The organism is Paenibacillus sp. CF095 (genome assembly GCF_900101225.1).
Lineage (GTDB): Bacteria > Bacillota > Bacilli > Paenibacillales > Paenibacillaceae > Paenibacillus.
Window position 1 is genome coordinate 49,679 of record NZ_FMZN01000004.1, and the last position, 16,247, is coordinate 65,925.

Genomic DNA, 16,247 nt, shown 5'->3' on the forward strand with positions numbered 1-16,247 from the left:
AGTGTACACGGATCAATAAAATTAGTGTTCATCCATATAATTACTTCATTTTCTATAAAATGGATGTCACAATTTAAAAATAAGGCACGCAATAATTCACGTGCCTTATCGTTTATTCAACTGACAAGTTGATAACAGCTTGTCTTATTTTTCGTCAGCTTCTGCAACAACTTCTTCAGCTGGAGCTTCAACTGGTTCAACAACTGTGCTGTTCTCAACAAGAACGTCAATCGTTTTACGCAGTTTTACTTCATCGCGAAGGCTGTCCAGGGAACCATTACCTTCGAGGATGCCACGGATCTCATCAGCAGGACGCTTGTAAGATTCAGCCATTTTCTCGAGTTCTTGATTCACTTCTTCGTCAGATACTTCAATGTTTTCCGCTTTACCTACAGCTTCAAGCACCAGGTTGTTGCGAACACGTTTGGAAGCATCTTCTTGCATTTGTCCTCTCAGGTCAGCCTGAGTCTGGCCAGAGAAGCTCAGGAACATTTCAAGGTTCATACCTTGGTTACGCAGACGGTTGTCGAAATCACGCATCATGTTTTGTACTTCGCTCTCAACCATTGCAGCAGGAATGTCCACTTCAGCGTTCTCAGCCACTTTTTCTACAACTGCATTTTCTTGTGCAGCTTTGGCTTCGTCAGCTTTACGGGATTCCAATTGTGTTTTCAGGTCAGCTTTGTACTCTTCAAGTGTGTCAAATTCGCTAACATCTTTAGCAAACTCATCATCCAATGCAGGAAGTTGTTTGCGTTTGATTTCGTGAATTTTCACTTTGAATACCGCTTGTTTGCCAGCAAGTTCTGCTGCATGGTAGCTCTCTGGGAAAGTCACTTCTACGTCTTTGAAGTCGCCTGTGGAAAGACCCACAACTTGCTCTTCAAATCCAGGGATGAATGTGTTGGAACCCAGTTCCAAGGAATAACGCTCAGCTTGTCCACCTTCGAAAGGTACACCATCAACGGAACCGTCGAAGTCGATTACTGCAACGTCGCCGTTAGCAGCGGAACCTTCGTCGATTACAACGAGTTCAGCGTGACGTTGTTGAAGACGCTCAAGTTCTTCAGCCACTTCTGCGTCAGTTACTTCACCTTTTGCTACAGCAACTTCGATTCCTTTGTACTCACCAAGAGTAACTTCAGGTTTCACAGTTACTTTTGCTTTAAACTTGAATGTTTGTCCTTTAGCGAATTGTTCAACATCTACGTCAGGACGATCAACCGGGAAAATATCCGTTTGGTCGATTGCTTCTGTATAAGCTTCAGGAAGCAAAATGTCGATTGCTTCTTGATAAAGGCTCTCTACACCAAAACGTGCTTCGAAGATGGAACGTGGTACTTTACCTTTACGGAATCCAGGTACGTTTGCTTGTTTAACCACTTTATTAAAAGCTTTGTCGAGTGCTGCAGTTACACGATCTGCATCCACTTCAACCTCAAGAACCCCAAGGTTCTTCTCTATCTTTTCCCAAGTTGCTTTCATTGTATACTTTCCCCTCCAAAATTCACATGTTCACGTAGGCAATCACGTACAAAATAACCATTTTAGTATAAACAAGATTAGATTCTTTTTCAAGGGGAATCCCTTGATACGGTTTAAGGAAAACGTTTCCGGCCTCGATTAACCGTCCAAACCGGCAGATACAAATTGTTTCATGGAACGATAAGCCTGCTCCAGTCGAAAGCGCATCGCGCCTGTCACAGCATACATTGAGCGGGTATTTTCCTCATCATGAGAACCACCCAGACTGTCTGCAACGGTCATATGTAGAGCTGCTGCCCATATATCTGTCATGGAATCATTTTCTTCCAGCATCGATACATAATCACGGGTTCCATACACCGCCATGACATATTGTATCCACAGTTCCTGGGCAAAATAAAAGAGCGTAGGTTCATGAACCTCCGTCTGATCTGCCACTCGTTCCAGAATCTGAACGATTTGGATTGGGAATTCCTCTGGTCTAAGAGGCACGGTGTCGATCTCGACTTCAACCTGCTCTTCGCCTCTCGTAAACAGGATCATACCTTGAACACCTCGGCGACGCAAGGTTTGCAGCACCCGGAATTGAAGCAGAGGGTGAAGCGACTTATCTTTTAACCAACTCGTAAGTGCCTCGTCAATCTTCGGCAGATCAAGATAGGCCAGCTGCTCCAAAGCCAGCATCGTCTGTTCAGACAGCGGCTCCTCCATTACTGTGCGAAGCATCTTATCTGCATAACCATCATCCTGTTCAAGCTTCATTCGGGCATGCTGCCGTGCCATGTCCTCCTCACTAATCTCTTCTTCCTCTTCTCGTTCTTCAAGAACGGGAGGCGAGGTTTCTTCATATTGAGGAAACGCAGCCTGAAGCCATTCAAGCAGGGCCCGCCATTCATCATAGTGGCGCTCTTCCTGTCCCTGACATTGCAGCAAAAAGTGAAGCAATTTCATCGCTTCACCATACCGTTCATTTTCAAGCATAACTGTCAATTGAATCTGGTAATAGTCCAGCGTCTTAGGAAACAGCACAATATTGTTGTTATGCTCGGTTTCCGGGGTCGTGGATTCCTTAATGGGAGCACCTCCTCTATATCCTGAATATCCAGTTGGAATCAACCTAAATAGATGTATATATTAAAACGATTGTTGATCTATTTTTGAGTTCTCCTGATATTCTAACATAACCTTAAATATAATGAAAAAAACGTTACTGCCGCCAAATATCATATACGAAAAACAGTTTAAAATAAAATGCTTGATATTCCTGTATGCATATGATAAAATCAATTTTGCTTGAAAAAATCCATGTCTCAGTAGCTCAGCTGGATAGAGCAACGCCCTTCTAAGGCGTCGGTCGGGGGTTCGAATCCCTCCTGGGACGTATTAAAAGAAACTTCCTTCGGGAAGCTTTTTTGCGTTCTGGGGATGAGAACCCCAACGGTTCGTCGGAGCATTCACTTCGTTAGCACTACTTCGCAGTCTCGACTGTAAGGAGAGTATCCCTCCTGGGACGTATAAAAAGAAAACTTCCTTCGGGAAGTTTTTTTGCGTTCTGGGGATGAGAACCCCAACGGTTCGTCGGAGCATTCGCTTCGTTAGCACTACTTCGCAGTCTCGACTGCAAGGAGAGTATCCCTCCTGGGACGTATAAAAAGAAAACTTCCTTCGGGAAGTTTTTTTGCGTTCTGGGGATGAGAACCCCAACGGTTCGTCGGAGCATTCGCTTCGTTAGCACTACTTCGCAGTCTCGACTGTAAGGAGAGTATCCCTCCTGGGACGTATAAAAAGAAAACTTCCTTCGGGAAGTTTTTTTGCGTTCTGGGGATGAGAACCCCAACGGTTCGTCGGAGCATTCGCTTCGTTAGCAACACTTCGCAGTCTCGACTGCAAGGAGAGTATCCCTCCTGGGACGTATTAAAAGAAGCTTCCTTCGGGAAGCTTTTTTTGCGTTCTGGGGATGAGAACCCCGACGGTTCGTCGGAGCATTCACTTCGTTATATGCTCTATGTCGCTGCATTGGAGCGTCCGCATTTGCTCACTCTATAAGCAACACGTTGAAGAATCGATGTTCTAACGAACGCGGGACACTTTATTTGCTCCAAATTCAGCATCACTGAATTCTAACGAATCTTAGAGAGCTTATCTCACCAATTCTGGGGATTAACTCACTTATTTACACTTCATAGCCAGATTAACGTCGCTGAGGTTCGTTAGAATCTGAAAATAGCGATTTTACCCATTATAAGACCTCGTGGATTCGTTAGAGTTCACCGGCTAGTCGAGGCACCCACGGTCCATTGGGTGTTTTTTCATTTCATTGCTCAATATTGACATAGAATGTTATGCTTACGGAGTGGATTATGTAACAATCCATACATATCAACTTCTTAGGAAACAGGAGATTTTATCAATGTCATCTTCAATACAGCAACACTCATCTATCCATGCCGAGGAAGAACATTCTTCGACATCCAAAAGAATCGGCCTGTTATTAGCAGGCATTATCGTCATCGCCGCTACGATGAGGTCACCGATTACGGCAACAGGTCCCGTTGTGGAGATGATCCGCTCAGATACAGGTATCGGCCATACGATGGCCGGGCTTCTAACCTCACTACCTTTGCTCGCCTTTGCAGCAGTTTCTCCTTTTGCACCACGTCTTGCCAAACGTTTAGGACTCGAATCTGCTCTGCTAATGGCTGTTATCATCGTAACCATTGGCGTGGCCTTACGCTTGTTGCCTTCCGTTCTCTTCTTATATACAGGAACCGCAATATTGGGATGCGGCATTGCATTAAGCAACGTGCTTTTGCCAAGTTTGATCAAACGTGATTTTCCATTGCGGGTAGGTATCGTCACCGGATTATACTCTGTATCCATGAACATATTTGGCGCCATCGCCTCAGGTATCAGTGTGCCCTTAGCAGGAGCCACATCTATGGGTTGGCGTGCTTCGTTAGGCGTGTGGGCCTTGTTGTCCATACTGGCGCTTCTCTTGTGGCTCCCCCAGATCGCTGCAGGACGCCAGCGGATGTTATATGTGACCTCCCAGAGCGAAGGAGCACCCGTGCGTCTAAGAACCTCTGCACTAGCTTGGTTCATTACTTTATTTATGGGTCTGCAATCTCTAATATTCTATACGACGATTACCTGGCTTCCCGAGATTCTGGCCGATCAAGGATTCAGCCCCACCTCGGCAGGGTGGATGCTCTCCCTGATGCAGATGGTTAGTGTACCAGCTACCTTTATCGTTCCGATCCTCGCCGGCCGAACGCGAGATCAGCGTGTTCTAACCGCGATAACATGCTCTTCTTTAATTGTCGGGTATGCTTTATTGTTAAGTGGCATCGCTTCGCTCGTTACCATCGGCGTCACGTTGGCAGGAATAGGTGCTGGAGCTTCGTTTGGACTGGTAACGATGTTCTTCGTCCTTCGTACAAAAGATGCCAGACAAGCTGCCAGCCTGTCCGGTATGGCCCAGTCCTTTGGATATATGCTCGCGGCAGTGGGACCTCTACTGTTCGGTATGCTTCATGACTGGACAAAAGGATGGACCCTTCCGTTGCTAATCCAGGTCATTCTGGCCATTGCTTTACTAATCGCAGGTATTCAAGCCAGTAAAAATCGAATGATCGGTTAGTCATACAGTTCATTTATATACAAACAAAACGGCCTCCATCCTGCAAATCAGGATGGAGGCCGTTTATGCATAGAACAATTCCTTCATTAATTCATTCAGCTTAAATGAAGATGAATTTACTTCACTTTTACCTTAATTGTGTCTGTGCTGGTAACTCCAGCTGCGTTAATTAATTCTGCCCGATACGTATACGTGCCCGAAGCTTTCCCTGACACTTTAGTCACAGCACTTTGCGCAAGCGGTGATACCGCACGGAGTTCTTGCGTGTCGATCAACGTATCATTTTCATAGAGACGATACTCTGTAGCGTTGGTTCCCCACCACAGATTCATGGTTACCTTATAATTGCCATCGCCATCCCAGTTATCGTGAGAAAGAACCGCTTTGCCTGGCGTTGCGTTGGTAACCCGAACAGTCAACGTCTGACTACGCGTTGTTCCCTTGTCGTTAGTCAGCTCAGCCACGTACGTATACGTGCCATTGGCTTTGCCCGTGATCTTCGTCTGAGCAAACTGTGCCCAAGGCGCGTTGTAAGTCAACTTTTGCGTATCAACCAAAACCCCATCCTCATATAACTTGTAGCTAGTTGCGTTCTCGCCCCACCACAGGTTCATTGTAACGATATACGCGCCCTCTGGTAAGCCGTTGCCTACCCAGTTATTGTGAGACAATACAGGTGTACCTGGGGCCTTAGTTGCCGGAGTTTCAGGTTCGGTCTCCACGGCTTCCAATTTCAGTGCCGTATTTGCTGTACCCGAAAGCCCCTGTTGGTCTTTTACTGTAAGGTCAACAGCATACTCTCCTGCTTCAATCCCCTCCAAAGGAAGGCTGAAGCTGCCATCAGCTTGTACTTCAAAGACTCCTTCTTTATAAACCGAACCATCCTCTTTTTTCACAACATACGTTGCTTCCAGGGAAGCTGCCGGATCAAACGTGATGTCCCATCCGCTGGCAAGCGCAGGAGCTACACGGAAGTACAAGTCCTCCACGCTACCATTAAGAACAGCAGACTCATCCTCTTTGAACTCCAACGCTTCTGGTGCAGTTACAGCCGGAGCTGTCTTTTTCACCAAAAATGGCGAAGTGTCTTCCTTATAGGTTTTGCCGTCCGTACCAATGGTAGTGATGTCTACCGTATATAAACCATCCGGAATCTCAGTCACTTCATCGGTTGTGTAATCTGCATATGAGCCGTCCCAAGCAAGGTTGTATCTTGCATTGGCATTGAAGTTAAAATAGTTACCAAAGATGGAGCCGATATAACCATCTTGATAATATCCGCCTTCCGGATTAAGACCATCATAGATCTCAATCAGGGCAAATGTCATCGGATTATAGAATTCCATCGCTACATTAAGGGTATCCAACGTACCATCAGCCTTCAATGGATAGTGGAATGGATTTTTTTCAGTGCCTTTTACAGTTTCAATATACTTAACTCCACTCAACGTAACGTTGAAATGAGCAACATATGGCACAGTAAAAGTAGTGGTTCCATTCGAGAATTCAATGTATCCTTGTGCTTCCGTAGTGGCAGTAACCCCTCTTGGGACAGTGATTGTCACTGCAAGTTCTTCCTCACCATTCAGTGTGAAGGAACTCTTGTCTACAGCAACGGACACACCTGCCACATTACGAGTTGGATTCACATTTACGGTGTAATCCCCACCACTACCATTCAGCGCTTCAACTTTAATCGTTTTGGTAGCCGTCTTTTCATCTGTGCTCAGGAAATTACCGTAGTTGATACTTCCGGTGATATTCTCCTTTTCAACAACAGAGCCACTTTCTGTGTATTGAGTTACATCAAGCACTTTGACAAAAGCAGCAGGATCGATGGTGTTTACAGCCTGAATGCGGCCAGCACCTTGATCAAATACATCAAACTTGGTTGTATCCAGCACCTTACTATTGTTCATGAGCGCAACTTTGATATCAAATGGCGTCCAGTCCGGATGTTTCTCAATCAACAGCGCAATCAGACCTGCTACATGAGGTGTAGCCATACTTGTACCTGATTTACGATCATAAGCTTGTGCGTAATCTGCATCTGGCTCATCCTTGCCGTAGGCGGGAATCGTAGACAAAATGCTTGTACCTGGTGCAACAATATCCGGTTTGATATCCAGCGTTACCTTAGCAGGTCCACGTGAACTGGATGAATTCATTTCATCGCCCGGAGTTTGAGAACGTTCAAAGTCACTAAAGCTCACTTCAACGGTTTGGCCTGCGTCCAGCTCAGCCTTGATCACATCTCCATCTTCCTTGGACATGCTCAGTGTTGGAATGAGTTCAAAGTTATCGCCCAGACTTACACCGATTGGACCCGGAATGTTGTTATATACAATAACAGCCAAGGCTCCGGCTGCTTTCGCATTGGCGATTTTCTCTACAAATGCGAGTTCACCACGCTGTATTAATGCCACTTTACCTGTAAAATCCTTGCCTTCAAAATCAGTTGGCTTACCCAGTGCTGCATATTCAAGCTCATATTTCCCTGTCAAAACAGTTTCAGGGTCTGCTGACAGGCTCCATCCCATCAGATCCAGACGGTAAACCGACTCTGTAATAGACAGCGGAGCTTCAGTCGGTGCAATTACAGACTCTTCTTCCACAGGGGCAGCTTCAGGAGAAGCTTCAATCGGTGCAGAAGGTGACGCAGATGGAGTATTTTCATCTGTTGTAGCTTCTTCTGTTGTAACTTCCTCTACATTCGGAATTTCAACTTCGTTAGAAACTGTGTCCTCCACAGCTGCTGCACTTTCCTCATCAGCAGTTGCGGGTACATCTTGCTCTGAACTTTCAGGTCCTTCTGTTCCAGGTGCCGTCCCCAGTTCAGGAGATAGTTCAACCTCTGGCACCGGTTGTTGTTCAGGTTGTGTTTCTTCTCCTTCTTCACCAATCCAGAAGTGAGTATCAGCTGTAATCAGCTGACTAGGTCCTGTAGAGTTACCTACCGTGATAGCCATTGCAGACGCACCCGGAGAACCGAGTGTATAACGGTTAGGTCCACTGTTACCACTTGCTACAACCGCTGTCACACCAGACAACATCGCATTGTTCAGGGCAACAGAAGTGATATAACTCGGGTCGTTGGCGGCGTTACCTAATGAGAGATTGATTACGTCCATGCCATCTTCAACAGAACGATCAATTCCGCCGAGTACCCATGAGGTTTGACCACTACCATACGGTCCAAGTACACGGTAAGCATAAATATCTGCTTCAGGAGCAACACCAACAATGCCGTAGTCCCCTGCTTCACGAGCAGCAATCGTACCTGCTACGTGCGTACCGTGGGAGGTGTAATACGCGCTTCCAGTAGCATTGAACTCAGGTTCACCCGAAGCTTTCCATTCCTGATATGTCGCTTCATACGGATCATTGTCGTTTCCAACAAAGTCCCATCCGCCTTTGTAAGCTTCCTGCAAATTAGGATGTTCATAGTCAATCCCTGTGTCGATGACACCCACTTTGATGCCATTTCCTTTGTAACCCAGATCCCATACTTCAGGTGCACCAATAAAAGGCGCTGTGTCTTTCATGTATGGGTTCACTTCATCTGTCTCAGGCGCTATTGTAACTTCAAGGTCAGGATATACGCTGACCACGCCAGGTATTTGAAGCAATTGTCCCACTTGGTTTCCTTTAAGCTCAATCGCTACACCATTCAGGGCATATGCATACTCTTCCAATACTTCATGTTTGATTTTCTTCTGAGTGAGGCTATGTACAAATGACTGTTGTTGTTGCTCAACTTGAGTCACAGCCTTTGTTTCCATAGAGGAGGTAAAAGATTTTCCGGAGAGGGTTGATTCACCTTGCGCTACTGCAACAGGTTTATTGGAAAGCTCAACGATCACTCGGGTGTTCTCTCCACCCAGGCCTTCCAAGCTTTTATCCAAAAATGGATCTGCGGCAAGTTTTGCTTCCCGTCCTGCAAGAATCTCTCTCCATTGTTTGGCTTCGGCCGTACTTGGTAAATTCTCAAGTTGAATACCTGAATCTGCGGGAGCGGCTCCAGCCGCGGGGAGAATAATGGAAAAGACCATCAGAACACTTAATAACGTGGATATTAATCGTTTACTCAAGGCTTTGCCCCTCCTTTTAAATGTGAATACCTCACCAAATGATGGGTTCCTGCTGTTTGTGCGTACTGCAATACACACTCCAATTTCACCACCTATCTGCAAGAAGATTGACCCTTGGTAAATTATTCTATCAAAATACCACATTTTCCTTCTAAATACTTACAAATATGATATAGAAATTACTTATATGGGTCTTGAGTACGATAAAAATATCCATTTGTAATTATTTGTCGTTTGAATATTTCATTTTTAAAATAATGCATCAAAAAAAGACCAAGAGCCTCTTTATCCGAAAGAGATTCCTGGTGTATAGGGGAAGCGTGGTTAGTATACAAAGGATCGCGATAATTCGTTTAACATCAATAAAAATTGCTACATATCGCAAAATTCTAGTTATTCTGGCTTCACGGCTTCAATACGCAGGCGCTTGTAATCGGCATAGAGAGCATCATCTTTCCAAAGGTGAGGCTTCACGATCTGACTGGTTTCCTTGCATATTTGTTGTATCTCTTCATGACTGAGACCCTCAAAATAGTCCCCTCCAAAATGAGTCAACCAGCCTACTATACCTTGCTCACCATCTTCCAATCTGGTAGGACGGTCATAGTGATAGGCATGACGCACCACAAATCCACGTTGCTCTAAAATATGGCTATATTCTCCGATCGAAGGAAAATACCAAGGATTGCGTTCCGATGCACGAATGCCCGTGTTTCGCTCCATAACCTGCTCTAATGCATTCACAATGGTCTGCACGTTCCCTTTACCACCAAATTCTGCTACAAAACGCCCTCCAGGCTTCAAAGAGTTCCATATACTATCCACCACTAATCGCGGACTTCGCATCCAGTGCAGGGCTGCATTGGAGAAGACGGCATCATACAGTCTATCCGTCTCAAACTGATGACCGTCTCCTTCCACGAACTCAAGTTCAGGGAATTTCTCCCTCGCACGGCGAATCATGTCCGGCGATGCATCCATACCAATAACTTCAGCTTCGGCCAGAGATATTTCATACGTCAAATCCCCCGTCCCACAACCCAGATCAAGAATGTATTCCCCTTTTTGGGGTTGAAGCCAAGAGATCAGATTTTTGCCATATCCGGACACAAAAGCCAGTTTGTTGTCATACTCATCTGGTTGCCATTGATTTAATGATTTCATGAATACCACCATCGCTTTCGTTATTGATATCCTCATTGTGGCATAGAATTGTTTATTCTTTAAATATATAAATTCTATATTGTTTATAGGTATAACCAATAAAAGACTTCCTCTGCACGCAAAAAACTTCCGGAAGGAAGTTTCTTTTTAATACGTCCCAGGAGGGATACTCTCCTTACAGTCGAGACTGCGATGTAGTGCTAACGAAGCAGATGCTCCAACGAACCATTGGGGTTCTCTTCCCTTGAACGAAAAAGAAGAAGCTTCCCGAAGGAAGCTTCTTCTTTTTTACGTCCCAGGAGGGATTCGAACCCCCGACCGACGCCTTAGAAGGGCGTTGCTCTATCCAGCTGAGCTACTGAGACAAATATGTATAATAAATTTTCGGCGCGGTTCTTATTATACTCTGATTTCTATATTTTTCAATAGTTTTATAAAAAAATTAATAATTATACATAAATACAGGTTCAGAAAGTCCGGTTTTCAGTACCGAGAAGATGGAATGAAGCTAGAAATGGAGTAGCGGAGCGTAGGCAAACTACGTGAGCAACTACAATGTTTCCGAAGGAAACATACTTCGTAAGCTTATGCTTATTCGGCTGAATTCCATATTCGATGTTGATGATGCCACTAGGCATCATTCGTAATCAAAGGCGATAAATGTACTTTACCGTGTTATTCTCATACTTCAGCCCTTTGAGAATATGATAGCTTGAACCAGGTTATATTGAGGAGATTGATACATTTAGAGTAAGATTAACATCAGACATTTTCAATGTCAGAATTGCTGGGTAATCTTTTGCATACATACATTCAATGATCCATTGAAGGAGAGAATCGTCATGAGACAACTTTTATCAGCGCTATCCTACTTTAGTATTTTCTTTGCCCCGTTCCTGTTTCCGATCATTATATGGATTGTTGCCAAGGATGATTACATTGAGGGACATGCAAAACGCGCCTTATTCTCACATGTATTCCCCTTTCTCGCTGCCATTCCGTTATTTTATTTCTTCGTAACTGCGCATAGTCTGGGTTCCGCCGTTGGGTTTGTCATTCTATTCTTTGTGATTTACGGATTAAGCTTTGTGTACAATGTGGTTAAAGGAATTCAAGTACTGCGCGAGTATGCTTGATCACACCTGATCTGACCATCGCATAACAAAACCCGCCGTTCAACAACGGCGGGTTTTTACAGTTACAGATACAGTCAGAGCAACCAGCAACAGGTCACACCTACATATAGCTCAACATCGAACTCTATCCCGCAAACACCACATCTGTTGCTGTGGCATTCCCTCTTAAGCCTGCCCAACCAGGTACCGCTGAAGTGTTGGACCCAGCAAACCAAAAGCAAACAGCTCACTCTGAAATCGAGCCTTATCTTCTTCGGCAGTAATGCCTTCGCTGTTCTCAAATGCGGTTTCTGTCGCCTCTTCAAATGCGGTATACATATTATTGTTATACCAGTCGATCGCCGAATCGGAGTGATTGCGTACAATTCGAACAACTTCCAGCGAATTTCCGGGCTGTGTTGAGGCCACGTATACAAGTAACGACGGATCTCCGGCATTTCCAGGCTGCACTTCAACCTCTGCACAAGACAATCCATCTACCTCGGTTAATCTGCGTATTTTGGCATCTTGAATGGCATACATTCGTCATCGCTCCTTTTCCTTTGTGCTTATCAAATACTTTGTTCAATCTGGTATCGTGTCTCTGGTGTACCCAATCGGTAAATCTCCCGATACACCTGTTGTAATACCGTTTCATACGCTCGGTTTACGGACTCCTCCGGTGTATCTGGCCATGGGAATACCATGCCAGGAAAGGCCTCTTCCTCCTTTTCCTGCATGAGGCTCAGCAGTCCCAATAATTGCTCCGCTTCCTGCGGCGTTGCCTGAATGATCCATTCATACGATGTTACCGACGGATCCGGAATAACGGAGCGGCCCATGACAGACACATAATACTTCATACTGTCCATTGCATGTTCTCTCCTTCACAGGCATGTTAAGGCCGTTGTCCCTAGAACTAGTTTCCGAAGAGGACAGACATTTTATGCCTGCTTTCGGCATATATTTGTTACGACCTCTGACGAAAAAGACAACATTTGCTGGTTGCCAGTAACTAAGCAGCCATACGGATGAATGACTCGACCAAGAAAGGATGAACAAACCATGTGCGGTATTACCGGCTTCATACAGTGGAATCGGGATTTGACCCAGGAATCAGAGCTGCTGGTCCGTATGACGGATAGCTTGTCGAACCGGGGGCCCGACGCTTCAGGTACATGGATCTCCAATCCTTGTGCCTTTGGACATCGGCGTCTTAGTGTAATGGACCCCGAGAACGGCGCACAGCCCATGCATGCGTTACAGGGAGATACCTCCTATACCGTCGTGTATAACGGAGAACTATACAATGCACCCGAGTTGAAAAAGGAATTACTCCAGCGAGGGCATCAGTTCCGCACACAATGTGATACGGAAGTGTTGCTCGCCTCTTATATTGAGTGGGGACCGGCATGTGTTGACCGGTTTAACGGTATTTTTGCTTTTGCCATATGGGATGGGGGACGCGAACAGGTTTTTATCGCACGAGATCGCCTTGGCGTGAAACCTCTGTTCTACAGTAATGCCAAAGACACACTCGTATTTGGCTCAGAGCCCAAAGCTCTGCTTATTCATCCAGATGTGGAAGCCGCTGTTGGCCCGGAAGGATTGGCCGAAGTGTTTATCGTAGGGCCTGCACGGACACCAGGACACGGCGTATACTCTTCACTAAGCGAACTCAAGCCTGCGCACGCGCTGATCTACAACCGAAACGGGATCCGAACCTATGCCTACTGGAAACTGGAAAGCCAGAATCACGAACATAACCTGGAAGAGACGGCAGCCGAGGTACGATCTCTCTTGCAAGATACACTGGAGCGCCAGTTGGCTTCGGATGTTCCGGTATGCTCTCTTTTATCAGGAGGACTGGACTCCAGTGCCTTGTCTGCATTAGCCGTGGATTATTACAACCGCACCGGGCAAGGCCAAGTCAGCACGTATTCTGTCGATTATGTGGATAACGCCAAGCATTTCCAGGCGCATTCCTTTCAGCCGGGTGCAGATGGTCCCTGGATTAAGCGAATGGTGGATGAACTCAAGACCGACCATCACTGGATTGAGATTGAGAACGGAGAACTGGTTCATGCACTGACACAGGCCATGCTAGTAAGGGATCTGCCAGGTATGGCAGATGTAGACTCCTCGCTCTATTTGTTCTGTAAAGAAATCAAAAAAGGAGCCACGGTTGCCATTTCAGGCGAAGCAGCGGATGAAGTGTTTGGCGGTTACCCCTGGTTCCATCGAGAAGATATGTTGAACTCCGGTACGTTTCCGTGGTCTGTAGCGCCTGATATGCGAGCCGCGTTGTTATCCCCGGACATTCGGGAATGGATTCGGCCACTCGATTATTTGGCAGACCGCTATTCGGATGCAGTGGCTGAAGTGCCTCTGTTGGATGGGGAAACAGGTAAAGCAGCACAAATGCGTGTGATGTCCTATCTGAACATCACACGTTTCATGCCTACACTTCTGGATCGCAAAGACCGGATGAGCATGGGGGCAGGATTGGAAGTACGGGTACCTTACTGTGACCATCGTCTGATCCAGTATGTGTTTAACATCCCGTGGGAAATGAAAATAACCGGCGGGCGGGAAAAAGGTATTCTGCGTAAAGCGCTCGAAGGTGTCCTGCCTGACGATGTGTTATATCGCAAAAAGAGTCCATACCCGAAAACACATAATCCGCAATATCTGGCCGCGGTCAAACAGCAGGTACTTGATATCCTGGATGATCCCACATCACCTATTTTGCCTTTGATCGACAAAACTCAGATCCGCAATCTTGCGTCTTCACCGGATGCAGCTTCCAACCTCCCCTGGTTCGGACAGTTAATGTCAGGGCCACAGTTATTTGCATATCTGACTCAGATCAATACCTGGTTGCGGACATATAAAGTCGCTATTCGTTAAAATGACCCACTGATCGCTACTTCATCAAAAAAGGGGTGCCAGGAGAACAGCATAACTGTTGTTCTCTTGGGCACCCACTTGTTTTACATACACGATATGATCGTTCATAAATATTGAACTTCACCCAGAAGTATACCCATGATTACACCTTAAATCGACTGACGGACTCCTGTAACTCTTCCGCCATAGAGGAAAGGTCATTAGCCGCCGAAGCGATTTCCTGCATGGCAGACAGTTGTTCCTCGGACGTTGCGCTGACTTCCTCTGTTCCGGCAGCTGCATTCTCTGTTACTTCCATGATAGTCTTCATGGACACATTGATCTGCTCCACACCCGCCGCCATTTGTTCAATGGATGCAGATACCTCCTGAGTCTGACCTGCGACATTGCTGACAGCTTCACGAATCTCCTCAAAGGTACCTCCCGCTTTACGGACAAGTTCTATACCTTCCTGAACCTCAGCGTTTACTTCTCCCATGGATTGTGATGCATTATTCATCCCTTTGCGTATAGCAGCTACGAGTACACTAATCTGTTCCGCTGATTTCGCAGATTGATCAGACAGCTTGCGCACCTCGGTAGCAACCACCTCGAATCCACGCCCATGCTCCCCTGCTCTTGCCGCTTCAATAGCCGCATTAAGAGACAGCAGATTGGTTTGTGCCGATATTTCGGAGATACTTTCAACCATGGATCCAATCTCATCGGAATGATTACCCAGTTCTTCAATAACCGTAGCAAGTACACGTACAGTCTGATGAATCGAGTTCATCTGCTCAACAGCCGATTGAACTGCATCATTACCAGTTATGGTTTTTGCTGACGCATTGGTTGCTTCATCCGACATATTTTGTGTATTCTCTGTCATCTGCTGGAAGCCTGTGGACAATTCACTAATCGTATGAAATCCGTCTCCAACCATACTCACTTGCGTATCCATACCCGTAGCAATCTCTTCCATCGTCGTAGCTACCTGTTCGGTCGCTGTCGCCGTTTGCTCTGTACTTGCTGTTAATTCCTCAGATGAAGCAGCTACCCGATCCGCATTATGACCCACCTGATGGATTAAATGACGCAAGTTGTCCATCATTTTGTTGAAGGATTCCGCCAGTTCTCCGATCTCATCCCGATTACGAACAACAATCGCCTCACCCGTCAGGTCCCCATCAGCAATTCGGCTTGCAGCCCTTGCAACATGTGCAACCGGTTTGGATATGATTCTCCCCATGATCAAAGCAATTACCACGCCTAAAACGATCGAGACAATACCAATAATTATGATTAAACGAAGCACTGTTTGAATGAGTTGATTGGCATTAACAATGCCGGTGTCCAACGAGTTTTGTTGATGTTGTTCCATGGCCGTTACCGTTTCTTCAAATCCGGATATAATCGTTGGACCTGTCTCTAACAGCATCCTTGTGATTTCGCCAGTTTCCCCTTGTCTCTTCAACTCGATGACACTCTGTCCAAAGGCATAATATTCCTCCGCACTGCGGTCTGAACGATCCAGATAATCAATCATCGTTGGGGTTTGTATCCCTGATCTTAATTCTTCGCTTGTTTTACGGTAATCTTCATAAAAAGACTTGAATTGTTGCTCGCTTTGATCATTCTCTTCCGTCACAAAATTCCGTAAAGCAACCTGCTGGGATTTCACATCAATGATCATATTTTTGATAATGAGCAGTTTCGCGGTTCGCTCCCGGATTAAATCTGTAAACGTTTTCTCAACCGAGACAAACTGAGTATATGAGATGATTACAACGGCCACCAATAACAGCAGCACAGAACCAAAACCTAAAAGCAATTTCCTACTAATGGATACTCTTTTCATTTCAT

The 16,247-nt window shown here is 45.7% G+C and carries 10 protein-coding genes and 2 tRNA genes; 4 read left to right on the top strand and 8 right to left on the bottom strand.

Annotated elements, in window-relative coordinates; all coding sequences use genetic code 11:
* Positions 1 to 144: 144 nt before the first annotated feature.
* Positions 145 to 1,485, bottom strand: coding sequence for a trigger factor (gene tig / locus BLS69_RS24745; RefSeq protein WP_091037594.1), 1,341 nt, complete (start codon positions 1,483 to 1,485; stop codon positions 145 to 147).
* A 138-nt stretch (positions 1,486 to 1,623) separates the two neighbouring features.
* Positions 1,624 to 2,559 (bottom strand): hypothetical protein, encoded by a 936-nt coding sequence (locus BLS69_RS24750; protein WP_091037987.1) that lies wholly within the window; start codon positions 2,557 to 2,559, stop codon positions 1,624 to 1,626.
* 233 nt (positions 2,560 to 2,792) lie between these two features.
* On the opposite strand from BLS69_RS24750, the gene BLS69_RS24760 reads away from it, so the two are divergent.
* Together BLS69_RS24760 and BLS69_RS24770 are read left to right on the top strand one after the other, a co-directional pair.
* Positions 2,793 to 2,866, top strand: a tRNA-Arg gene (locus BLS69_RS24760).
* A gap of 1,029 nt (positions 2,867 to 3,895) precedes the next feature.
* Positions 3,896 to 5,125 (top strand): CynX/NimT family MFS transporter, encoded by a 1,230-nt coding sequence (locus tag BLS69_RS24770; RefSeq protein ID WP_091037602.1) that lies wholly within the window; start codon positions 3,896 to 3,898, stop codon positions 5,123 to 5,125.
* Positions 5,126 to 5,241: 116 nt separating this feature from the next.
* Here BLS69_RS24770 and BLS69_RS24775 read toward each other — a convergent pair whose 3' ends face one another.
* The 3 genes from BLS69_RS24775 to BLS69_RS24785 form a co-directional block, all read right to left on the bottom strand.
* Positions 5,242 to 9,216 (bottom strand): S8 family serine peptidase, encoded by a 3,975-nt coding sequence (locus BLS69_RS24775; RefSeq protein ID WP_305367892.1) that lies wholly within the window; start codon positions 9,214 to 9,216, stop codon positions 5,242 to 5,244.
* Between the two features lie 393 nt (positions 9,217 to 9,609).
* Entirely contained in the window at positions 9,610 to 10,380 is a 771-nt protein-coding gene (locus BLS69_RS24780) for a class I SAM-dependent methyltransferase (protein WP_091037989.1), read from the bottom strand.
* 291 nt (positions 10,381 to 10,671) lie between these two features.
* Positions 10,672 to 10,745: transfer RNA gene (locus BLS69_RS24785), tRNA-Arg, on the bottom strand.
* 477 nt (positions 10,746 to 11,222) lie between these two features.
* Here BLS69_RS24785 and BLS69_RS24790 point away from each other — a divergent pair.
* Positions 11,223 to 11,516: a magnetosome magnetite crystal formation protein family gene (locus tag BLS69_RS24790; protein ID WP_017692583.1), complete on the top strand. Its 294-nt coding sequence runs from the start codon at positions 11,223 to 11,225 to the stop codon at positions 11,514 to 11,516.
* A gap of 165 nt (positions 11,517 to 11,681) precedes the next feature.
* On the opposite strand, the gene BLS69_RS24795 is transcribed toward BLS69_RS24790, so the two are convergent.
* The gene (locus BLS69_RS24795; protein WP_091037607.1) at positions 11,682 to 12,038 is read right to left on the bottom strand and encodes a hypothetical protein; all 357 of its coding nucleotides are present in this window, start codon (positions 12,036 to 12,038) and stop codon (positions 11,682 to 11,684) included.
* A 29-nt stretch (positions 12,039 to 12,067) separates the two neighbouring features.
* Positions 12,068 to 12,367, bottom strand: a complete 300-nt coding sequence (locus BLS69_RS24800; protein ID WP_091037609.1) for a hypothetical protein — start codon at positions 12,365 to 12,367, stop codon at positions 12,068 to 12,070.
* Positions 12,368 to 12,560: 193 nt separating this feature from the next.
* Here BLS69_RS24800 and asnB point away from each other — a divergent pair, with 193 nt between their 5' ends.
* Positions 12,561 to 14,405: an asparagine synthase (glutamine-hydrolyzing) gene (gene asnB, locus BLS69_RS24805; RefSeq protein WP_091037612.1), complete on the top strand. Its 1,845-nt coding sequence runs from the start codon at positions 12,561 to 12,563 to the stop codon at positions 14,403 to 14,405.
* Between the two features lie 142 nt (positions 14,406 to 14,547).
* Here asnB and BLS69_RS24810 read toward each other — a convergent pair whose 3' ends face one another.
* Positions 14,548 to 16,242 carry a methyl-accepting chemotaxis protein gene (locus tag BLS69_RS24810; RefSeq protein ID WP_091037615.1) on the bottom strand — a complete coding sequence of 565 codons (1,695 nt, stop codon included), beginning with the start codon at positions 16,240 to 16,242 and terminating at the stop codon, positions 14,548 to 14,550.
* Positions 16,243 to 16,247: the final 5 nt, after the last annotated feature.